This window comes from Micromonospora sp. NBC_01796 (assembly GCF_035917455.1).
In the GTDB taxonomy this organism is placed as follows: Bacteria; Actinomycetota; Actinomycetes; order Mycobacteriales; family Micromonosporaceae; genus Micromonospora_G.
The window spans coordinates 1,023,269-1,044,496 of the sequence record NZ_CP109078.1 but is presented as its reverse complement, the minus strand read 5'-3'; the positions used below and the strand labels follow the sequence as shown (position 1 = coordinate 1,044,496).

The following is a 21,228-nucleotide window of genomic DNA, read 5'->3' as shown; positions in this document are numbered from 1 at the left end:
CCCGGCGCCCCTCCCACCGACCGACGAACCGGGGAGCCCTGAGCCCTCCGTGTTGATCGCGATCGGCCTTCTTCTGATCATCGTGCTCACGGCCGCGACGGGTTACTTCGTGGCCCAGGAGTTCGGCTACGTCGCCGTCGACCGCGGCAAACTCAAACAGCTCGCCGACGACGGCGACCCGGCCGCCCAGCGCGCCCTCAAGGTCACCGGACGGCTCTCCTTCATGCTCTCCGGCGCCCAGCTCGGCATCACCCTGACCGCCCTGCTCGTCGGGTACGTCGCCGAACCCTTCCTCGGTGACGGGCTCGCCGACCTGTTCGGCGTGGCCGGGTTCCCCGAGGGGATCACCATGCCGCTGTCCATCGCCCTGTCGCTGGTCATCGCGACCGTCGTGCAGATGGTGCTCGGCGAACTGGCCCCGAAGAACCTTGCCATCGCCCGCGCCGAGATGCTGGCCCTGAAGCTCAGCCGGTCGACCCTGATCTACCTGACCGTCGCCGCCCCGGTGATCCGCCTCTTCGACGCCGCCGCCACCCGGCTGCTGCGCCGGGTCGGCATCGAACCGATCGAGGAACTGCCCAGCGGCGCCACCCCGGAGGACCTGGAACAGATCATCGCCGAGTCGCGGGAGGAGGGGCAGCTCGACATCGCCATGTCGACCCTGCTCGACCGGGGACTCGACTTCCGCCAGCTCACCGCCGCCGAGGCGATGGTGCCCCGGGTGGCGGTGCACACCGTACAGGCGGACGATCCGGTGAGCCGGCTGGTGGAGCTCCTCGACACCGGCCACTCCCGCTTTCCCGTACGCGGGACCGAGGGCGTGGACGACGTGATCGGGGTTGCCGGGATCGCCGACGTACTCGGGGTGCCGCCGGAGCGGCGGTCCACCACCCGGGTCGCGGACGTGGCCGTACCCCCGTTGCTGGTGCCCACCACGTTGCCGCTGCCGACGGTGCTGGACCGGCTCCGGGCCGGGCACCGCCAGCTCGCCTGCGTGGTCGACGAGTACGGCGGTTTCGCCGGGGTGATCACCCTGGAGGACATCGCGGAGGAACTCGTCGGCCCGATCCGGGACGAGGACGACCCGCCCGAGCCGACCCCGATCCGGCAGCCGGACGGTTCCTGGGTGGTGCCCGCCCGCTGGCGGATCGACGAGGTCGCGGACAGCACCGGCATCGCGCTGCCCGAGGCACCCGAGTACGACACCCTCTCCGGGCTCGTCATGCGCGAGCTGGGCCGGGTGCCGGAGGTCGGCGACCGGTTGGAGATCAACCTGTCGGCCGAGTCCGAACTTCCCCGGCCACACCCGAAGGCCCTGGTCGAGGTGCTCGCGGTCGATCGGCACGTCGCCGACTCGGTCCGGCTCGCGCTGGTCGGCCAGAACGCGTACGGCGCCGGCTCCGAACACCCCGAGGTGACCGCATGAGTACGACCTGGGCGCTGCTCATCTCGCTGCTCCTGCTCGCCCTGAACGGCTTTTTCGTGGCGGCCGAGTTCGCCCTGGTGGCGAGCAAGAGGTACCGGTTGGAACAGGTCGCCGCGAACGGTGGACGGGCGGCGAAGGCGGCCCTGGACGGGGTACGCGAACTCGGCCTGATGCTGGCCGGCGCGCAACTCGGCATCACCGTCTGCACCCTGGGCCTCGGTGCCCTCGCCGAGCCGGCGATCGAGCACCTGGCCAGCCCGGTCCTGCACGCGGTGGGGCTGCCCGACGCGCCCAGTCACGTGATCGCCCTGCTGTTCGCCCTGCTGCTGGTGACGTTCCTGCACCTGGTGGTCGGCGAGATGGCGCCCAAGTCCTGGGCGATCACCGACGCGGAGCGGTCCGCGGTCCTGCTGGCCCTGCCGTTCCGGGGCTTCGCCCGGGTGGCCCGGCCGCTGCTGACCGCGCTCAACGGCCTGGCGAACGTGATCCTGCGCCTGGCCAAGGTACGACCGCAGGACCAGTTGGCCCAGGCACACGGCCCGGAGGAACTGCGGATGCTGCTGGAGCAGTCGGCCGAGCACGGGTTGCTCGCCGCGGACCAGCAGCAGTTGCTGACCAGCATGCTGGAGTTGCAGGGCACCACGGTGGCCGACGTGATGGAGCCGGTGGACCGGATCGTCTCGGTCCGGCGGGAGGACACCGCCGACCGGATCGAGGCGGTGAGCCGGGACAGTGGCCGGTCCCGACTGGCCGTGCTGGACGGCCCCGACGTGGTCGCCGGCATGGTGCACGTACGCGAGGCCGTACGCGCCACCACGGCGGGCCGGGCGGCGACGGCGGAGCAGCTGATGACCCCGGTCTTCAGCCTGGCCGCCACCGCCACCGTCACCGAGGCGGTGGCCGCGATGCGGGCTCGTCAGGCCCAGCTCGCCCTGGTCACCGACCGGGTCGGGGTCGGCCGCCCGGTCGGGTTCGTGGCCCTGGAGGACCTCCTGGAGGAGGTCATCGGGGAGTTCGACGACGAGACCGACCAGGTCCCGCGCGGTCGTCGACTGCGCTGATCCGTTCTGCCGCGCGGTCGTCGACCGTGCTGGTTCGTCAGTCGGTGTCAACCGGGCGGGGTGGTCGAATCGGCCGCCCCGCCCGGTCGCGTTGGGGCAGGATCGGCAGGGCAGGCCCCGGCGTGGAGGGACGGCCGACGGTGCTCTTCGGTGGCGCGTCACCCGGTACGGGCTTCGCCGTCCGTACGACGCTGACCAATCCGAGCACCCGGCCGGGGCTCGACCTGCCGGGACGGGTCCGGATGGTCGGCGGTGACCAACCGGTGCCGATCGGGCACGTGACGGTGGGACTGGTGACCAGGGTCGAGCCGGCGGACGGCGGCGACGGTTACCTCGAGTACGAGTTCGGCCGGGTACGGGTCGCCGGGGCGGTCGTGCTGGGACCGGGGGAGCGGCGGGACGTCGCGTTCGCCGTACCGATGCCCTGGGAACTTCCGGTGACCGTGGTCAACGGCGTACCCCGGTTGAACCTGCCGATGGCGTTGCGGACCGAGGTGGCGCTCGGCCCGGAACTGGACCGGGGCGGCCTGACCGGCGTTTTTGTCCATCCGCTGCCGGCGCAGGAGCGGATCCTGTCGACCTTCGAGAGTCTGGGCTTCACCCTGCGCCAGGTGGGCCTGCAACAGGGGGAGCTGCCGGGGGTGAGGCAGAGCCTGCCGTTCCACCAGAAGATCGGTTACTGGGCGGCGCCGCTCTACGCCGGCCCGTTCGCCGAGGTCGAGCTGACCTTCCTGGCCGGTCCGCAGGCGTTGGAGGTGGTCTTCGCGCTGGACCGGCGTCTGGCTCTCGCCGGAGCCAGCCACTACAGCCTGACCCGGTTCCGCGTACCGCACGCCGACGTCGACCGGTTCAACTGGGTCGAGGTGGTGGACAGTTGGGTCCGGCACGCGGTGGCCCGGCACGCCGCCGTCCGCTCCGGCGCCACCGACGGCCCGACCATGCCCGAGTCCGTCCACACCAACCGCCCCCCCGACCTACCCCCCGAAGGCGAGGGCCTCACCGGCACCGCCGGCGGCGAAGGCGGAATCTAACCCCGCCCCGCCCCTCGCCCCGCCCCGCCCACCCCCGCCCCGCCCACCCCGCCCCCGCCCGTCCCGCCCGCCCCGGCGATCTTGCAGTTGTGGCGCCTCGTATGACCGACTTAGGGCTTATGTCAGCGACCACAAGTGCAAGATCGCCGGGACGGGCGGGACGGGGGCCGGGCGGGGTGGGGAGGGGCGGGGAGGGGTTAGCCGGCGGTGGCGGTGGCTAGTTTGAGGCTGAAGCCCAGGAAGAGGACGCCGATGCCGGTGGTGGTTGCCGCGGCCAGGCGGCGGCGTTGGCGGAACTGGGCGGCCAGGTAGGTGCCGGTGAGGATCAGCAGGGTCAGGTAGAGCACGCTGGCGGCCTGCGCGATCACCCCGAGGAGCAGGAACGACAGCGCCGGGTAGGCGTAGTTCGGGTCGACGAACTGGATGAAGAAGGAGATGAAGAACAGGATCGCCTTCGGGTTCAGCAGGCTGATCACGGCGGCCCGCCGGAACGGGTTGCGCACCGGGGCCGGCTCCGCCCCGTCGATCAGGCGCGGCGCTCCGGGGTCGTTGCGGGCACGCCAGCGCCGCCACGCTCCGCGCAGCATGGTCAACCCCACATAACCGAGGTACGCCGCACCGCCGTACTTGATCACCATGAAGATCGGCGGGTACGCCTTGAGCAGCGACGCCACCCCGGCGGCGGAGAGCACCATCAGTACGGTGTCGCCGAGGAACACCCCGGACGCCGCCTGGTAGCCGACCCGGATGCCGCGTTTGGCGGCGGTGGAGAGCACGAAGAGCGAGTTCGGTCCGGGCAGCAGCACGATGGCGACGGTGCCCAGCACGTAGGTCCAGATGTCGGTGATCCCCAGCACGGGCGTCATCATCACCCCAGGGGTGCCGTCGGGCGAAGCGATTCCCGGAGCGAGAGCTGTGCCTTCGGCCACTCGTCGGCGATCATGGCGTAGAGCACGGTGTCCCGCCACGAGCCGTCCGGCCGCTGCCGGTGCCGCCGCAGCACCCCCTCGCGCTGGGCGCCGAGCCGTTCGATCGCCCGCTGGGAGCGCTCGTTGCGGATGTCGGTGTGCCAGACCACCCGCTCCGCGCCCAGTTCGTCGAAGGCCCGGCCGAGCAGGAGCAGCTTGGCCTCGGTGTTGATCCCGGTACGCCAGCTCGCCCGGCCCAGGAAGGTGTGCCCGATCGCCACCGACCGCCGGGCCTCGTCGACCTCGTAGTAGGAGGTGCTGCCGACGATCCGGCCGGTCCGGGCGTCGCGCTGCACCCAGGGCACCCGCGTGCCGAGGTGCTGGGCGCGCAGGGCCTCGGCGATGACCGCCGCCAGGTCGTCCCGGTTCGCCGGGCGGGGGTGGGACAGGTGGCGCCAGACCTCGGCGTCGTCGGTGGCCGCGTACAGGTCGTCGGTGTGGGCGAGGTCGAGCGGTTCCAGCCGTACGTGCGCGCCGGTCATCGGTGCCGCGGTGAGCCAGGGCGAGCGGGGCGGGCGCAGGTAGTCGGGGACCGGGGCGGTGACCCCGGTGTCCGGCTCGGCCGGGCCGGCGACCTGCCGCAGCGGCAGCACCCCGGCCCAGTGCGGCAGGTCGTAGTCCTCGGGCTCGTCGACCACCGGGCCGGTCCGGGCCCGTACCGACACCTCCCGCAGGGGCAGGGCCAGCACCGCCGTCTCGGCGAGTTCCTTGCGGGTCGGCGGGCGGCTGTCGGCGGCCCGTCCCCGGCCCACCTTCTCCACCAGGGCGGTCATCGCGGACGCCTTCTCGGCCTGGTCGGTGACCAGGTGGGCGGTGCCGTGCGCGATCACCGAGCGGTAGTTGGCGCTGTGGTGGAACTGGGACCGGCCGTAGACCAGGCCGTCGAGCAGGGTGACGCTGAGGCAGACCGGCAGCCCGTCCGGACCACGGGCGGCGAGCAGCGGCCGTCCCCCGGTGGAGCCGTGCAGGTAGACCGTGTCGCCGACGCGTACGTGCAGGGTGGGCAGGACCCGGGGTTCGCCGTCCACGGTGAAGGCGAGGGAGCAGTGGTACGCCTCGTCCAGGATCGCGTGCGCGGCGTCGCGCTGGTAGCCCATCCGGTTGCGGCCTCGGTTCGCGGTGGTCCGTTCCGTCTGCTGGTACACCTGGCGCCTCCCCGATTGTTCTAGTACAGTCTCGAAACTGTGGCAGCACATTATCAGATCGAGGGTGGTACGGCAGCCGAGATTTCGGCCAGCGTGGAAACCGGCGTACGCATCGGTGCCCTGCCCGCCGGTGCGGCCCTGCCGCCGGTCCGGAACCTGGCCGGGCAGCTCGCGGTCAGCCCGGCCACGGTGGCCAAGGCGTACCAGGCGTTGCGCCAGCGCGGGCTGGTGGAGACCGCCGGACGCAACGGCACCCGGATCCGCCCCCGACCGCCGGTCGCCGCGTCCCGGTCGGCGCTGCGGCTGCCCCCGGTGGCCTCCGGGACGCTCGACCTGGCCAGCGGCGAGCCCGACCACCGGCTGCTGCCCGCGTTCGGGCCGCACCTGGCTGCCCTCGCCCACGCCGGAGGCGCCCCCATCGGTTACGGGGATGCCGGTGTGCTGCCCGAACTGGTCGACCTCGCCGGGCGGCGACTGGCCGCCGACGGGGTGCCGACCGACTCGATCACCGTGACCAGTGGCGCGCTCGACGGCATCGAACGACTCCTCACCGCCCACCTGCGCCCCGGCGACCCGGTCGGGGTCGAGGACCCCGGCTGGGCCAACCTGCTCGACCTGGTCGCCGCGCTGGGCTTCCAGCCGGTCGGCGTACCGGTCGACGACAACGGCCCCACCCCGGCCGGCGTACGGGCCGCGCTGGCGTCCGGCGTACGGGCGCTGGTGGTCACCAGCCGGGCGCAGAACCCGACCGGGGCCGCGGTCACCGCCGACCGGGCGGCGGAGCTGCGCGAACTGCTCGGTGCCCGGCCCGACCTGCTGCTGATCGAGGACGACCACGCCGCCGAACTCGCCCCGATGCCGCTGCACAGCCTCGCCGGGGTGACCCGGAGCTGGGCTTTCGTCCGGTCGGCCAGCAAGCCCTACGGTCCCGACCTGCGCCTGGCGGTCCTCGCCGGGGACGAGGCGACCGTGGCCCGGGTCGCAGGCCGGATGCGGGTCGGCGCCGGTTGGGTCTCCACCCTGCTGCAACGGCTCGCCATCGGACTCTGGCGGGATCCGGAGGTGGCCGCCCAGGTGGCCGCGGCCAGGGATAGCTACCAGCGGCGGCGGGAGGCCCTGCGGGCGGCGCTGGCCCGGCGGGGGCTGACCGCACACGGCCGCAGCGGGATCAACGTCTGGCTGCCGGTCCCGGACGAGATCCGGGCCGTGACCGGCCTGCGCGACGCCGGTTACGCGGTCGCGCCCGGCTCGCTCTACCGGCTCGCCACCGGACCGGCCATCCGGATCACGATCAGCCCGCTCGCCGACGCCGACATCGAACCCCTGGCCGACGCGCTGCTCCGCGCCACCGGCACCGGCCCGCCGACCCCGTTCGGCGCCTGAGCACCCGCCCACCCGATCTCCCCGGCCGGTGCCGCGCGGGTGCCCTCGGGGGCGTGGTGTGTGAGCGCGGTGGGCCGGGGTAGGACAGGTCCATGGCGCAGACCCGGACCGCCCCCGGCGCACAGGAGTTCATCCCGCCCCGCGCGAAGAGCCTGACCGCGCTGCGTACGGCCGCGGCCTCCTGCGAGGGCTGCGACCTGTACGCCGACGCGAACCAGACGGTCTTCGGCCGGGGTGCCGCATCCGCCCGGGTGGTGATGGTCGGTGAACAGCCCGGCGACGTGGAGGACCGGGAAGGCCTCCCGTTCGTCGGCCCTGCCGGCCGGGTGCTGCGCCGGGCGGTGGACGACGCCGGCCTGGACCCGGGACAGCTCTACCTGACCAACGCGGTGAAGCACTTCCGGCACACCATGCGCGGCAAGCGGCGGCTGCACCAGACCCCGGACCAGGTGCACATCGTCGCCTGCCGGCCCTGGCTGGTCGCCGAGTTCGCCGTGCTGCACCCGGAGGTTGTCGTGGTGCTCGGCGCGATCGCGGCGAAGTCGCTGCTCGGGCCGGCGTTCCGGGTCACCCGCGATCGGGGGGTGCTGCTGCCCTGGCCGGAGTCCGCCCAGCACCCGGAGGACTTCACCCGGCCGTCGACCACCGCGAACGGGCAGGTCGAGCCGACCCGGCTGCTGGCCACCATCCACCCCTCGGCGGTGCTGCGCTCCGACAACCGGGAGGACGCGTACGCCGGCCTGGTCGCCGACCTGACCGTGGCCGCCGGGGCACTGGCCTGACCGTGGCGCCGGCCCGACCACGGTGGCCGGGTGTCGGTGGCCGGGTGTCGGAGGCCGGGCATCGGAGGCCGGGCATCGGTGGCCGGGTGTCGGAGGCCGGGTGTCGGAGGCCGGGTGTCGGACGGAAGCGGGTTCCGGGGCCGTCGGTGTCGCGCCCGTTCGCGGTGACGGTGCCGGTGGCGCTAGCGTTGGCGGTCGGCGTCGGCGGGTGGTGGCGCGGCCGATCCGGCGGCGGGTCGGGGACGGGTGTACGCGAGGGGGTTGGACCGGTGCGGCTGACGGATTTCTGGACGCGGCTGGAGCAGGTGTTCGGCTCGGCGTACGCGACCAGCATCGCCGCCGATCAGGTGCTGTCCCAGTTGGGTGGCCGGACGGTCAAGCAGGCGCTCGCCGAGGGTGAGGCGACCGTCGTCGTCTGGCGTGCGGTGGTCGCCGCGTACCCCGATCGAGTACCGGCCCGACTACGCTGAGCTGCCGTTATTGCCTTGTGGCGTGTCGTGCATGCTGTCGTACACCTGTTCGGCTATTGTCCACAGCGGGGTGCTCGTCCACAGCTCACGGCCGGTCGGCTGTTTTCTGTCGGACCTAGCGCCTAGCGTGTGCGCGTGACGAAAAGTTCAGCAAAGACGCCGGCGAAGGCAGGGGTGGCAACCATGGCGCCAGGACCTGACCGGGAGAAGGCACTAGACCTTGCTCTCGCTCAGATCGACAAGCAGTTCGGTAAGGGCTCGGTGATGCGGCTCGGTGAACGACCGCAGGTCCAGATGGCCGTTATCCCGACTGGTTCGATCGCACTCGACGTGGCACTTGGTGTGGGCGGTCTGCCCCGTGGCCGGGTGGTCGAGATCTACGGCCCGGAGAGCAGCGGTAAGACCACCGTGGCGCTGCACGCGGTGGCGAGCGCGCAGCGGGCCGGTGGCATCGCCGCCTTCATCGACGCCGAGCACGCGCTCGACCCGGAATACGCCAAGGCGCTCGGGGTCGACACCGACGCGATGCTGGTCTCCCAGCCGGACACCGGCGAGCAGGCGCTGGAGATCGCGGACATGCTGATCCGCTCCGGCGCGCTGGACATCATCGTGATCGACTCGGTGGCCGCACTGGTGCCCCGGGCCGAGATCGAGGGCGAGATGGGCGACAGCCACGTGGGCCTCCAGGCCCGGCTGATGAGCCAGGCGCTCCGGAAGATCACCGGTGTGCTCAGCAACACCAACACCACCGCGATCTTCATCAACCAGCTCCGCGAGAAGATCGGTGTCATGTTCGGCAGCCCGGAGACCACCACCGGTGGTCGGGCGCTGAAGTTCTACGCGTCGGTCCGGCTCGACGTACGCCGGATCGAGAGCCTCAAGGACGGCACCGACGTGGTCGGTAACCGGACCAGGGTCAAGGTGGTGAAGAACAAGGTCGCCGCCCCGTTCAAGCAGGCCGAGTTCGACATCATGTACGGCAAGGGCATCTCCCGCGAGGGATCCCTGATCGACGTCGGTGTGGAGCAGTCGATCATCCGTAAGTCCGGCGCCTGGTACACCTACGACGGTGACCAGCTCGGCCAGGGCAAGGAGAAGGCCCGGGAGTTCCTCAAGGACAACCCGGACGTGGCGGCCGAGATCGAGAAGAAGATCCTGGAGAAGCTCGGCGTCGGGGTCAGCCCGAGTGACGCCGCGGGCGGCCCGGAGCTGCCGCCGGTGGACTTCTGACCGGTCGCTGAGTCTTCCTCTCCATCATGGCTGGACGACGTGGGGCCAGGTCGGGGCGTGGCTGGGATGCCGCACCGCCCCGATCGGGCGGCGGGACAGTGGGGCGCTCGCGGCGGGGACGGTCCGCGGGCGCCGATCCGGGCGGCGACCTCGCCGCGACCGGTGACACCGGTACAACCGGCTGGTCCGAGGACGATCAGGGCTGGCCGGAGGGCGCGTCGACGTCGTCGGGGCGTACCGACGGGGCCGGGGCGGAACAGCCGGGCGGCTTCGGCGGTCGACGGCGTGGCCGGAGCGGGGACACCGCCGAGGCCGGGCCGCCCCGTGACGAGGGCGAACTGGCTCGGGAGATCTGCCTGCGCCAGCTCGCCGTGCGTCCGCGTACCCGAGCCGAGCTGGCGACCGCACTCGCCCGACGGGGCATCAGCGAAGAGGTCGCCCACCAGGTGCTCGACCGGTACGACGAGGTCGGCATCATCGACGACGCCGCCTTCGCCCGAGCCTGGGTGACCAGTCGCCACCAGGGCCGGGGCCTGGCCCGCCGGGCGCTCGCCAACGAGCTGCGCCAGCACGGGGTGGACCGCGACGTCGCCGCCGAGGCGCTCGAGGAGCTGGACGAGACGACCGAGAGCGAGACCGCCCGGACCCTGGTCGACCGCAAGCTGCGGACCGCGCGGGGCGCCCCGGACGCGGTGTTCCGCCGGCTGGTGGGCATGCTCGCCCGCAAGGGCTATCCCCCCGGTGTGGCGATCCGGGCGGTGAAGGACGCGTTGGCGGCACAGAGCGCCGAGGCGGCCGAGTTCGCCGAATACATCGACCCGGACGCGCTCGCCGACGCCGAGTCCGAGGTCGACCGGGACGCCCGGGCGGGGGAGTAGCGCCGCCGGACGCCGGCAACCGACGTGACGGGGTCTGTGAGGGCTTCCGACCGGCCGGGCTCGTCCGGGTATGCCCCACCCGTCATGAGCTGCGGGTAGGCATCCGTGTGCCGTACGTCCGACTCATGCTGGATCATGAGTCCTTGACCGAAGGGCACCTCGCGACCTAGCCTCGCGTTACAGGTGAGACTGCCCGACCATCGCAGGCTAAACGCACAACATAGATCGCGTAACAGTACGGCATCACTTTGGCCAGTTCAGGGGCCAGATAGCCCGTTACCGGACAGGCCGATCCGGTAACGGGATGACACGGTTCCCGGCCTTCGGCGGTGTACCAACACACCGCCGATGGAACCTATCCTCGGCCAGCCGCCTCGGTCGGGCGTCTCGACAGCCGTAGGGCGCGTCACCAGGAGGGCGACCCTCCGGCGCCGGGACGGTGAGGGGAGGCGGCCATGACCGGGCGGCGCAGGGGCATCGGTACAAGTCGCTGTGAGGCGTCGGCATGACCGCGCTCGAGTGGGGGCTGCTCGCCGCGATCGCGGTGCTGACCGCCCTCGTACTCACCGCGTTGGTCCTGGGTGCGCGGGCGCTGCGCCGGATCGGCCTCACCGGGGCCGGACCGGCGGCGGACGACTCCGCCTTCGTCGCAGAGAAGGACCGCCAGGAGCAGTCCCTCGCGGCCCTGCGGTCCGCTGCCGACGAGGCGTACACGACGGTGGACACGGCGAAATCGGCGGCCGCCGCCGCTCGGGCCGAGGCAGCCGCGGCGAAGGCCGAGGCGAGCGCGGCACGGGCCGAGGCCCGGCGGGTGCTGGACGCGGCCCGGGTCGAGGCGGACACCGTGCTCGACCGGGCGCACCGGCAGGCCGAGGTCGACGCCGAGCAGGTACGAACCGCGGCCCGGCGCAGCGGTGAGCGGGAGATCGCCTCCCTCGCGGCCACCACCAGGGAACAGGCCGTCGAGGTCGAGCGGCGGGCCGCCAGGATGGACGAGCGGGAGCGGCTGCACACCGAGGAGGTCGAGCGGCTCACCGAGCGGGAACGCCGGCTGGCCACCGCCACGACCGAACTGGCCGAGCGGGAGGGTGCCCTGGGCCTCCGGGAGGCGGCCCTGGTCGAGGCCGAGGAGCAGCGCAAGCGGGAGCTGGAACGGGTCGCCGGCCTGACCGCCGACGCCGCCCGTGGCGAGCTGGTCGAGGCGATCGAGGGGCAGGCCAAGCGCGAGGCGGCGATCCTGGTCCGGGACATCGAGGCCGACGCGCGCAACACGGCCGACCAGCGGGCCCGGCACATCGTGGTGGACGCCATCCAGCGGGTCGCCAGCGAGCAGACCGCCGAGAGTGTGGTCAGCGTGCTGCACCTGCCCGGTGACGAGATGAAGGGCCGGATCATCGGCCGGGAGGGGCGCAACATCCGCGCCTTCGAATCGGTCACCGGCGTCAACCTGATCATCGACGACACCCCCGAGGCGGTGCTGCTCTCCTGCTTCGACCCGGTACGCCGGGAGATCGGCCGGCTCACCCTGGAGAAGCTGGTCCTCGACGGTCGGATCCACCCGCACCGGATCGAGGAGGTCTTCGAGACCGCTCGGCACGAGGTGGAGCGGCTCTGCCAGCGGGCCGCCGAGGACGCCCTGGTCGAGGTCGGGATCACCGAGATCCACCCCGAACTGGTCACCCTGCTCGGCCGGCTGCGCTACCGGACGTCGTACGGGCAGAACGTGCTCAAGCACCTGGTCGAGACCGCCCACATCGCCGGCATCATGGCGTCGGAACTGCGGTTGGACGCGCCGACGATCAAGCGGTGTGCCTTCCTGCACGACATCGGCAAGGCGCTCACCCACGAGGTGGAGGGCAGCCACGCGCTGATCGGCGCCGACCTGGCCCGCAAGTACGGTGAGTCCGACGACGTCGTGCACGCGATCGAGGCGCACCACAACGAGGTGCAGCCGCAGACCATCGAGGCGGTGCTGACCCAGGCGTCGGACGCCTGTTCCGGTGGTCGGCCGGGCGCGCGTCGGGAGAGCCTGGAGGCGTACGTCAAGCGCCTGGAGCGGATCGAGGAGATCGCCGGCGGCAAGTCCGGAGTGGAGAAGGTCTTCGCCATGCAGGCGGGCCGGGAGATCCGGGTGATGGTCAAGCCGGACGACGTCGACGACATCGGTGCCGCCGTGCTGGCCCGTGACGTGGCCAAGCAGATCGAGGAGGAGCTGACCTATCCGGGTCAGATCCGGGTCACCGTCGTACGCGAGTCCCGGGTCACCGAGATCGCCCGCTGAGGGACCGCCCGCCGACCGGCGGGGCCCGGTGCCGGCAGCGCCCCTGAACGGGCAGAGTAGCCGTCCCGGACAGAACGAAACCCGGGCCAGCCGTGGGGCTGGACCCGGGTTCGGTCGTACGGATCGTTCGGTTCAGGCGGCGCCGCTCCCGTCGGCGCCGGCGCGGGCCGGCGTCATGACGTCGATCGGGGGCAGACCCTTCGTCTTGCGTCCCCTGGCGAGCCGGCGCTGGACGTACTCGGCGAGCTTGGAGAGCAGGTAGTTGAGCACGATGTAGATGGCACCGACCACGGCGTACACCTGGATCGGGTTCTCCAGGTTCCCGATCAGGAACGCGCTGACCCGGAGCACCTCCTCGTAGCCGATGATGAAGCCGAGCGAGGTGTCCTTGAGGACCACCACCAGTTGGCTGATCAGCGCCGGGAGCATGATGCGCAGCGCCTGCGGCAGCAGGATCATGCGGGTGATCTGGAACGAGCTGAGGCCGCAGGCCAGCGCCGCCTCGCGTTGGCCGCCGGGCAGCCCCTCCATCCCGGAGCGCAGGATCTCGCCGATCACCACGCTGTTGTAGATGGTCAGGCCGAGCACCAGGTACCAGAGCCGGTCGCCGAAGTCGATACCGAGGTCGGGCAGGGCGGTCGCCACGAAGAAGATGGTGATCACGACCGGGAGGCCCCGGAAGACCTCGACGCAGAACCGGGTGATCGCGTTGAGCAGCCAGCTCAGCACGCGCAGGGCCAGCGCGGCCGGGACGGGCAGACCGACGAAACGGCGTTCCCGCAGCGCCTTGAGCTGGACCCGCAGTACGGCCAGCGCGATGCCGACGACCAGTGAGCCGACGACCGCCAGGCCGGCGGCGGTGAGGGTGGCGATGAAGCCGTCCCGCAGGCGGGCCCAGACCAGCGGGAAGACCTCGTTGTTCGGGTCGACCAGCGGTCCCCACTTCTCCATCTCGAACTGGCCGTTTTCCTCCAGCGGCCGGTAGACGAGGAAGTAGACGGCGGCGGCGATGCCGACGACGGCGATCACGCTGCCGATCAGGGTGATCCGCCGGGCGCGCGGGCCGGGGTTGTCGTAGAGCACCGATTGCTGCTGGTTCATGCCGAGTCCTCGCCGTGCGCCGCGTACCGCTCGATGTTTCGCTCGTTCATCGGACCCCGACCGCCCGGCGTCGCTCGACCCGGTCCAGCAGGAGGCCGAGCGGCACGGTCAGCAGCAGGAAGCCGATGCAGATGCCGACGAACACCGGGATGATCGGCTCGCCGCCCTGACTGGTCAGGTTCGTGCCGGAGCTGGAAAGGTCGCCGACCACGCCGAAGAAGCCGGCCAGCGCGGAATTCTTGATCATTGCGATGATGACGCTGCCCAGCGGCACGATCGCCGACTTCCACGCCTGCGGCAGCACCACCAGCCGCAGGTTCTGGGTGAAGGTCAGGCCGATCGCCCGGGCGGCCTCGGCCTGACCGGGCGAGACCGCGTTGATGCCGCTGCGGATGGCCTCGCAGACGAACGCGCCGGTGTAGAGGCTCAGCGCGATGATCGCGAACCGGAAGTACGGCAGGTCGTTGCCGAGCCGGCTGGAGATCGAGGTCAGCCCCGGTATCCGCAGGAAATCGGCGTTCGACCCGAGCGCCGGCAGCGCGAAGGCGGCGAAGAACAGGACGATGGTCAGCGGACAGTTGCGGAACACCGTCACGTACGCCGTGCCGATCCACCGCAGCGGTGGCACCGGCGCGATCCGCATGACCGCCACGAGGGTGCCGATGAGCAGGGCACCGATCGCGGCGAACACACAGAGCTGGAAGGTGACCCAGAGTCCCCCGGCGAAGACGTCGAAGTTGTCGACGAGCACACTCACGGACAAGCCTCTCTCATGGTCACCCTCCAGCTCCAGCGGTGAAACTCAGTACCGGTTGATGCTCGGGCCGGTAGGAACGGCCGAGTCGAACTTGCCCGCGGTCTCGGTCCACGCCTTGGCGTAACGGCCGTCGGCGTAGATCTTCTCGAGGGTGTCGTTGATGAAGTCACGGAAGGCGGTGTCGCCCTTCTTGACCCCGATGCCGTACGGCTCGTCGGTGAACTTCTGGCCGGCGAGCTTGAACTTGCCCTCGTTCTTTGCGATGAAGCCGGTGAGGATCACGTTGTCGGTGGTGACGGCGTCGACCTGACCGCCGGTCAGCGCGTCGACGCACTTCTGGTAGACGTCGAAGACCACCAGCTGGGCGACCTTGTCGGCCAGGTACTTCTCGATGTTCGCGGCCGGCGTCGAACCCGCGACCGAGCAGACCTTCTTGCCGCCGGCCTTGAACGAGTCCGGGCCGGTGATGCTGGAGTCGCCGGCCTTGACCATGATGTGCTGCCCGGCGACGTAGTACGGACCGGCGAAGTCGATCCGCTCCTTGCGCTTGTCGTTGATGGTGTACGTCGCCACCACGATGTCGGCCTTGCCCTGCTCGAGGACCTCCTCGCGGACGGCCGACGGGGTCTCGATGTACTCGATCTTGCTCTCCGGGATGCCGAGCTCGGTCGCGATGATCTTGCCGATCTCCACGTCGAAGCCGGCCGGCTTGTTGTCCAGGCCCTTGAGCCCGAAGCCGGGCTGGTCGAACTTGGTGCCGATGACGATCTTCTGAGCCTTGTTCAGCTTCTCCATCGTGCTGCCGGCGGCAAAGCTCTTGCTCTCGGGCGCCGTGCCGGCGTCGTCACTGTCGTCACCGCCGCACGCGGCAACACCCAGGGTCAGGGCCGCGACCGCGGCCAGCGTGGCCACTCGCGAGATACGCATGTACATCTCCTTCTTCGACGAACGGTCGCCCCCACCCGGGGCGCTCCACACTGGACGCCTAGTGCGTCAAGATCTTGGACAGGAAGTCCTTGGCCCGCTCGCTGCGGGGGTTCGCGAAGAACTCCTCCGGCGGAGCGTCCTCGACGAGCTGGCCGTCGGCCATGAAGATGACGCGGTTCGCGGCGTGCCGGGCGAAGCCCATCTCGTGCGTCACCACGACCATCGTCATGCCGTCGCGGGCCAGCGAGGTCATCACGTCCAGCACTTCGCCGACCATCTCCGGGTCCAGCGCGCTGGTCGGCTCGTCGAAGAGCATCGCCTTCGGCTGCATCGCCAGGGCGCGGGCGATCGCCACCCGCTGCTGCTGTCCACCGGAGAGCTGGGCCGGGTACTTGTCGGCCTGGTTGGCGATGCCCACCCGGTCCAGCAGTGCCAGGGCGCGGTCCCGCGCGGCGGCCGGCTTCTCCTTGCGTACCTTGACCGGCCCTAGCGTGACGTTCTGCAGGATCGTCTTGTGCGCGAAGAGGTTGAACGACTGGAACACCATGCCGACCTCGCTGCGCAGGCGGGCCAGGGCCTTGCCCTCGGCCGGCAGCGGCTGGCCGTCGAAGATGATGGTGCCCGAGTTGATCGGCTCCAGGCGGTTGATCGCCCGGCAGAGCGTCGACTTGCCGGAGCCGGACGGCCCGATCACGACGACCACCTCACCGCGATTGACGGAGAGGTTCACGTCGTGCAGCACATGGAGCGGGCCGAACCATTTGTTGACCCCGTCAAGCTTGATGAGCGGTTGGTCGGTCGCCGCGGTCATGCCCCCACCTGTCTGGTCTGTGGTCCTGTCGTGGACCCCAGTCTGCTTTGGTTAGGCAACTGTAGGGGACCTGACGTGCGGCGACGCAAACGATCTGGTCACGGGGCGGTAACGCGATCCGGACCATGAGGTGGCCGGGTCCACCCGTACGGTCCGCTTCGGACGACCGACGTACAGGGCTTGGCCTGCGCAAACCCTGTCGGAGGCGGACAGGAACCGGACCTGTCCAGGCGAGGTGCTCGACCGCGTCGGTTTTACGGACCGGGAGGACCACCGGGCACCCGCCCGTCTCCGGGTCGGACCATGACGGCCGCCGGGAGGTCGGATCGGCGACCTGGCACCGTCCCGTACGGTCCCTCCCGCGCCCCCGATCGCGGCCGGTACGGGGACGCCGAGTGTCGGTAAACCTACTGCTGCGGCTGGAATACGCTAAGTGAGTGCGGCCGGAAATCGGGAGCGGTAGAGTGTCACCACTCGATTACACAAGGTAATGGGATAGGCGGATTTCGGCAGAAATGGTCACAGACCGGTAACTTAGCCCCGCTCGGCGTCGGCTGCCGGTCACCATCGTCAGTAGGGGCCGTTGCTGCGGCCGTGGCTGCGCACAGCGAGGAGGCGGCGTGACCGAGCTGTGGAACTGGAAGATCGACGACCGCATGACCGTCGCGGAGGTCTGCTCCGCGCTCACCGACGTACTCGGCTCGGCGGTGGTGCCGTTGAGCACGGCCGACCCGGCGCGGCTGCCGCACGACGCGGTGGTGTGCGACGTGTGGCCCAGGCCGGGGGAGTTTCCCACCTCCGTGGACTGCTACGGCATCCCGGACGGGCTGCCGGAGGTGGCCGTGATCGCGGCCTTCGCCCGACGACTCGGCCGGCCGTGCCTGCTCGCGGACGACACCCTCGACCCCGGCCGGCACCTGCTGGTCGGCTCGGACGGCACGATCCGGCCGGTGCACCTCGACGTCCGCGAGGACGACGACGGCGACATCCTGAGCAACCTTCGCCTGTGCAGCGCGCACAGTCCACGGTGCCGGGCCTGGTCGCAGTGCCACCAGTCGCAGTGGGGGCCGGACTCGGTGGTCCCGGCCCTCGCCGCCGCCTGACCCGCACGGCGGACGCGACCCACGGCCCGCGCGTCGGGCCTACGGGGGCTCGCGGCGAGCCTGACCGGGCGGGTGAGCGAGCCTGACCCGGCCGGGGCCAGAGGTTGACCCGGCCGGAAGCTGTCGGCCCGCCGCTGGTTGGCCGTCGCGCGGGCTGCCTGACCGTTCGACGAGGCCCGGCGGGCACACGGCCGCCCGACGAAGCGGTGGCACCGTCCTCCGCCAACCGGGTCGCGAACGCTGGTGCCGGTCCAACCGGCGGACCGACCCGGCTGGACGGGTCGGGCCGCCGTCAGCCGGCGTTCGTGGCGGTCCGGGTGTCCGCCGCGCCGGCCTGGGCCGGGCTGCTGCCCCGGACCACGAGCTGGTCGAGCAGGGTCCGGGTGGCGTCCGCCACCGCGTCGACCGCGGCCTGGAACGCCGCCGCGTTGTGGGCCGCCGGTGCACGGAAGCCGGAGATCTTCCGTACGTACTGCAACGCCGCCGCCTCGATGTCGGCCACCGTGACCTCCTCGGCGTACGGCTCACGCAGGGTCTTGATGCTGCGGCACATGGTTCCTCCTGGTCCGGCCCGCCGGTCGGGGCTCCCTGCGCATACTCTGCCACCGAAGGGGCGTACGGCGGTGCCGGCCGTTCCCGCCGGGCGGCGCCGGCGCACCCACCCGACCTGGGCGGGACGAGGCGGACGGCTACGCTTGGTGGCCGTGGGAGAGGGGCGCGCGACAGTGTCGAAGAGCTACAAGGTCGTGACCTACGGCTGCCAGATGAACGTGCACGACTCGGAGCGGATCTCCGGCCTGCTGGAGCAGGCCGGTTACGTACGTGCCGCCGAGGTCGACGACCCGGACGTGGTGGTCTTCAACACCTGTGCCGTACGCGAGAACGCCGACAACCGGCTCTACGGCAACCTCGGTCACCTCCGCCCGGTGAAGGACAAACACCCCGGCATGCAGATCGCGGTCGGCGGCTGCCTGGCGCAGAAGGACCGCAGCGAGATCGTCCGGAAGGCACCCTGGGTCGACGTTGTGTTCGGCACCCACAACATCGGCTCGCTGCCGGTGCTGCTCGAACGGGCCCGGCACAACTCCAGCGCCGAGGTGGAGATCCTCGAATCCCTCGACGTCTTCCCGTCGACCCTGCCCACCCGGCGCGAGTCGACCTACGCCGGCTGGGTGTCGATCTCGGTCGGCTGCAACAACACCTGCACCTTCTGCATCGTGCCCTCGCTGCGCGGCAAGGAGAAGGACCGGCGCCCCGGCGACGTGCTCGCCGAGGTACGCGCCCTGGTCGCCGAGGGCGTACTGGAGGTAACCCTGCTCGGGCAGAACGTCAACTCGTACGGGGTGGAGTTCGGTGACCGGCTCGCCTTCGGCAAGCTGCTGCGGGCCACCGGTGAGATAGACGGGCTGGAGCGGGTCCGGTTCACCAGCCCGCACCCGAAGGACTTCACCGACGACGTGATCGCGGCGATGGCGGAGACACCGAACGTCTGCCACTCCCTGCACATGCCGTTGCAGTCCGGCTCCGACGACGTACTCAGGGCGATGCGGCGCTCGTACCGGTCGGACCGCTACCTGGGGATCATCGAGAAGGTCCGGGCGGCCATGCCGGACGCGGCGATCACCACCGACATCATCGTGGGTTTCCCCGGCGAGACCGAGGCCGACTTCGAACGGACCCTCGACGTGGTCCGCGAGGCCCGGTTCTCCTCCGCCTTCACGTTCCAGTACTCCAAGCGTCCCGGTACCCCGGCCGCGACCATGGACGGCCAGTTGCCGAAGCAGGTCGTGCAGGAGCGGTACGAGCGGTTGATCGCCGCCGTCGAGGAGATCACCTGGGCGGAGAACAAGAAGCTGGTCGGCGAACCGGTCGAACTGCTGGTCGCGGTCGGCGAGGGGCGCAAGGACGAGCGGACCGGGCGGATGTCCGGCCGGGCCCGCGACGGCCGGCTGGTGCACTTCGACGGTGGTCCCGACGCCGGGTCGATCCGACCGGGTGACGTCGTGCACACCGTGGTGACCTACGCGGCGCCGCACCACCTCAACGCCGACGGGGCGCCGCTTCACCACCGCCGGACGCGGGCCGGTGACGCGTACGAGGCCGGTCGGGTTCCGCGTACGTCGGCGGTGTCGCTCGGCCTGCCCACCATCGGCGTACCGCCGCTCGCCGCCACCCCGGCCGTGAGCGCCTGCGAGCGCTGACCCCCGGGTCTTCGAAGCGTCAGGAAGGGCCCCTCGCACGTCGGATTCCGATGTACGAGGGGCCCTTCGTCACGCGGTCAGAGGCCGATCCGGCCGGTGCCGGCGCCCGAGGTGACGATGGACTTGACGCTGCTGGCGGTGTCGAGTTGGTAGGAGTACGGGATGCTGGCGACGCTGCCGCCGGTCTGGCCGGTGCCGGAGTTCACGAAGTGGTTGTTCCGGGCGACCAGGGTGCCGGGACCGGAGTCGCCCTCACCGAGGTGGTACGGGTCGTCGGTGTTCTCGAAGTAGTTGCCCTCGACGAGTACGCCGGCACCCTCGGTGGAGGCGACACCGTAGCCGCCGTTGTTGTTGTAGTAGTTGTTGTAGACGTGCACCGGGTTGCCGAACCGGACGCGGGGGTGTCGCTGGTTCGAGCCGTCGAACCAGTTGTGGTGGTAGCTGACCCGCAGGTGGCCGATGTCCTGGCTGGCGTTGTCGTCGCTGTGGCCGAGCAGCATCGACTTGTCGTGGCCGTAGACGCGGTTCCAGGAGATGGTGACGAAGTCGGAGCCGCGTTTGACGTCGACGGCGCCGTCGTAGCCGTCGGTGAAGCTGTTGTGGTCGATCCAGATGTTGGTGGCCGACTCCTGGACGTTGATGGCGTCGTCGTCCCAGCCGCGGAAGTTGAGGTTGCGGATGATGACGTTGCGGTCGCCGTTGATGTTGAATCCGCAACCGTTGATGGTGGCGCCGGAGCCGATGCCGAGGATGGTCTTGTTCGACCGGACCCGGAGCATCCCGGAGCAGGAGATGGTGCCGGAGACCCGGATGACCGAGGCGCTGGTGGAGCCGAGAGCACTGGTCAGAGCACCCGAGTCGGAGACGGTGATCGGCGAGGCGCTGCCACCGCCGGAGGTGCCACCGTTCTGGGTGGCCCAACCGACCAGCCCGGTCTGCGGGGGCAGGGTCGGGCCGGTCGTCGGCGGTGGCGTGGTCGGCCGGGGTGTGGTCGGGTTCGGCCCCGGAGTGGTCGGATTCGTGCCGGGGGTGGTCGGCCCGACGCTGCCGGTGCAGGCCACGTTGTTCAGGGTGAAGCCGGTCGGCGCCGGGTTGCTGGAGTTGTTCCAGGTGCCGTTGAAGCCGAACGACGCGCTGGCGTTGGTGGCGAGGTTGGCGTTGTAACCGACGTTGGCCGCGCTGACCTGGGCGCCGCTCTGGGTGACGGTGGCGTTCCAGGCCTGTGTCACCTGCTGCCCGGCCGCGTACGACCAGCGCAGGGTCCAACCGGCGAGCGGGTCACCGAGGTTGGTGACGGTGACGTTGCCGCTGAAGCCGCCGGGCCACTGGCCGCCGACCGAGTAGCTGACCTGGCAGCCGGCGGCGGCGTGGGCGTTGACGGCGGTGACGATTCCGGTCGCGGCGAGGGTCAGGGTGGCCGCGGCGGCAGTGCTGAACAGCGCCATCCGGCGCCGTCGTGCGAGCATGGTGGCTCTCCTTGGTGACTGGCGGGAAAGCGGCGCCGGGCGGCGGATCAGCTCCGGTGGCCGTGCCCAAGGCGGTGCCGGTGATCCACCGGATCGACGTCGTCCGGCTTACCCGCCGTACGGATCGAACCGTGGTCGAAGCATTGGCTCCCGCGCTCACATGCCCGAGGCAAGCGCTTTCCTGATGCAACCATGGATTTGAATCGA

Annotated in this window: 19 protein-coding genes; 11 read left to right on the top strand and 8 right to left on the bottom strand. The window is 71.0% G+C overall.

Annotated features, from left to right (window positions below; translation table 11 throughout):
• The first annotated feature begins 49 nt into the window (after window positions 1-49).
• The 3 genes from OIE47_RS04750 (at window position 50) to OIE47_RS04740 (ending at window position 3,518) form a co-directional block, all read left to right on the top strand.
• Window positions 50-1,426: a hemolysin family protein gene (locus tag OIE47_RS04750; RefSeq protein ID WP_326560260.1), complete on the top strand. Its 1,377-nt coding sequence runs from the start codon at window positions 50-52 to the stop codon at window positions 1,424-1,426.
• Complete coding sequence (locus OIE47_RS04745; protein ID WP_326560259.1) at window positions 1,423-2,487, top strand: hemolysin family protein; 1,065 nt, start codon at window positions 1,423-1,425, stop codon at window positions 2,485-2,487. The genes OIE47_RS04750 and OIE47_RS04745 overlap by 4 nt, the downstream gene beginning before the upstream one ends.
• 140 nt (window positions 2,488-2,627) lie before the next feature.
• Entirely contained in the window at window positions 2,628-3,518 is an 891-nt protein-coding gene (locus OIE47_RS04740) for a sporulation protein (protein WP_442792133.1), read from the top strand.
• Window positions 3,519-3,715: 197 nt separating this feature from the next.
• Here OIE47_RS04740 and leuE read toward each other — a convergent pair whose 3' ends face one another.
• Both leuE and OIE47_RS04730 read right to left on the bottom strand, forming a co-directional pair.
• Window positions 3,716-4,387, bottom strand: a complete 672-nt coding sequence (gene leuE, locus OIE47_RS04735) for a leucine efflux protein LeuE (protein WP_326560257.1) — start codon at window positions 4,385-4,387, stop codon at window positions 3,716-3,718.
• Window positions 4,387-5,631, bottom strand: a complete 1,245-nt coding sequence (locus OIE47_RS04730; protein ID WP_326560256.1) for a bifunctional pyridoxamine 5'-phosphate oxidase family protein/GNAT family N-acetyltransferase — start codon at window positions 5,629-5,631, stop codon at window positions 4,387-4,389. Before OIE47_RS04730 ends, leuE begins: the two co-directional genes overlap by 1 nt.
• Before the next feature lie 39 nt (window positions 5,632-5,670).
• Between OIE47_RS04730 and OIE47_RS04725 the strand changes: the two genes are divergently transcribed.
• The 6 genes from OIE47_RS04725 to rny all read left to right on the top strand — a co-directional run bounded on the left by OIE47_RS04725 (window position 5,671) and on the right by rny (window position 12,655).
• On the top strand, window positions 5,671-7,014 hold the full coding sequence (locus OIE47_RS04725) for an aminotransferase class I/II-fold pyridoxal phosphate-dependent enzyme (RefSeq protein ID WP_326560255.1): 1,344 nt from the start codon (window positions 5,671-5,673) through the stop codon (window positions 7,012-7,014).
• Window positions 7,015-7,106: 92 nt separating this feature from the next.
• Window positions 7,107-7,796 carry a UdgX family uracil-DNA binding protein gene (locus OIE47_RS04720; RefSeq protein ID WP_326560254.1) on the top strand — a complete coding sequence of 230 codons (690 nt, stop codon included), beginning with the start codon at window positions 7,107-7,109 and terminating at the stop codon, window positions 7,794-7,796.
• Between the two features lie 269 nt (window positions 7,797-8,065).
• Window positions 8,066-8,266 (top strand): DUF3046 domain-containing protein, encoded by a 201-nt coding sequence (locus OIE47_RS04715; RefSeq protein WP_326560253.1) that lies wholly within the window; start codon window positions 8,066-8,068, stop codon window positions 8,264-8,266.
• Window positions 8,267-8,449: 183 nt separating this feature from the next.
• Window positions 8,450-9,496, top strand: coding sequence for a recombinase RecA (gene recA, locus OIE47_RS04710; RefSeq protein ID WP_326560252.1), 1,047 nt, complete (start codon window positions 8,450-8,452; stop codon window positions 9,494-9,496).
• 26 nt (window positions 9,497-9,522) lie between these two features.
• Window positions 9,523-10,374 (top strand): regulatory protein RecX, encoded by an 852-nt coding sequence (locus OIE47_RS04705; protein WP_326560251.1) that lies wholly within the window; start codon window positions 9,523-9,525, stop codon window positions 10,372-10,374.
• A 505-nt stretch (window positions 10,375-10,879) separates the two neighbouring features.
• Window positions 10,880-12,655 carry a ribonuclease Y gene (gene rny, locus OIE47_RS04700; protein WP_326560250.1) on the top strand — a complete coding sequence of 592 codons (1,776 nt, stop codon included), beginning with the start codon at window positions 10,880-10,882 and terminating at the stop codon, window positions 12,653-12,655.
• Window positions 12,656-12,787: 132 nt separating this feature from the next.
• Here the strand turns inward: rny and OIE47_RS04695 are convergent, their stop codons facing one another.
• From OIE47_RS04695 to OIE47_RS04680, 4 genes are read right to left on the bottom strand one after another with little or no spacing between them, the layout of a single operon-like run.
• Window positions 12,788-13,756, bottom strand: coding sequence for an amino acid ABC transporter permease (locus OIE47_RS04695; RefSeq protein WP_326560249.1), 969 nt, complete (start codon window positions 13,754-13,756; stop codon window positions 12,788-12,790).
• A gap of 46 nt (window positions 13,757-13,802) precedes the next feature.
• Window positions 13,803-14,513: an amino acid ABC transporter permease gene (locus tag OIE47_RS04690; RefSeq protein ID WP_326560248.1), complete on the bottom strand. Its 711-nt coding sequence runs from the start codon at window positions 14,511-14,513 to the stop codon at window positions 13,803-13,805.
• Between the two features lie 45 nt (window positions 14,514-14,558).
• Complete coding sequence (locus OIE47_RS04685) at window positions 14,559-15,440, bottom strand: glutamate ABC transporter substrate-binding protein (RefSeq protein ID WP_326560247.1); 882 nt, start codon at window positions 15,438-15,440, stop codon at window positions 14,559-14,561.
• Window positions 15,441-15,498: 58 nt separating this feature from the next.
• Window positions 15,499-16,251: an amino acid ABC transporter ATP-binding protein gene (locus tag OIE47_RS04680; protein WP_326560246.1), complete on the bottom strand. Its 753-nt coding sequence runs from the start codon at window positions 16,249-16,251 to the stop codon at window positions 15,499-15,501.
• 620 nt (window positions 16,252-16,871) lie between these two features.
• On the opposite strand from OIE47_RS04680, the gene OIE47_RS04675 reads away from it, so the two are divergent.
• The gene (locus OIE47_RS04675) at window positions 16,872-17,354 is read left to right on the top strand and encodes a hypothetical protein (RefSeq protein ID WP_326560245.1); all 483 of its coding nucleotides are present in this window, start codon (window positions 16,872-16,874) and stop codon (window positions 17,352-17,354) included.
• A 292-nt stretch (window positions 17,355-17,646) separates the two neighbouring features.
• Here the strand turns inward: OIE47_RS04675 and OIE47_RS04670 are convergent, their stop codons facing one another.
• Window positions 17,647-17,907: a DUF2277 family protein gene (locus OIE47_RS04670; RefSeq protein ID WP_326560244.1), complete on the bottom strand. Its 261-nt coding sequence runs from the start codon at window positions 17,905-17,907 to the stop codon at window positions 17,647-17,649.
• 151 nt (window positions 17,908-18,058) lie between these two features.
• On the opposite strand from OIE47_RS04670, the gene miaB reads away from it, so the two are divergent.
• Complete coding sequence (gene miaB / locus OIE47_RS04665; RefSeq protein WP_326560243.1) at window positions 18,059-19,555, top strand: tRNA (N6-isopentenyl adenosine(37)-C2)-methylthiotransferase MiaB; 1,497 nt, start codon at window positions 18,059-18,061, stop codon at window positions 19,553-19,555.
• 77 nt (window positions 19,556-19,632) lie between these two features.
• Here miaB and OIE47_RS04660 read toward each other — a convergent pair whose 3' ends face one another.
• Window positions 19,633-21,021: a pectate lyase family protein gene (locus tag OIE47_RS04660; protein WP_326560242.1), complete on the bottom strand. Its 1,389-nt coding sequence runs from the start codon at window positions 21,019-21,021 to the stop codon at window positions 19,633-19,635.
• Between the last annotated feature and the right edge of the window lie 207 nt (window positions 21,022-21,228).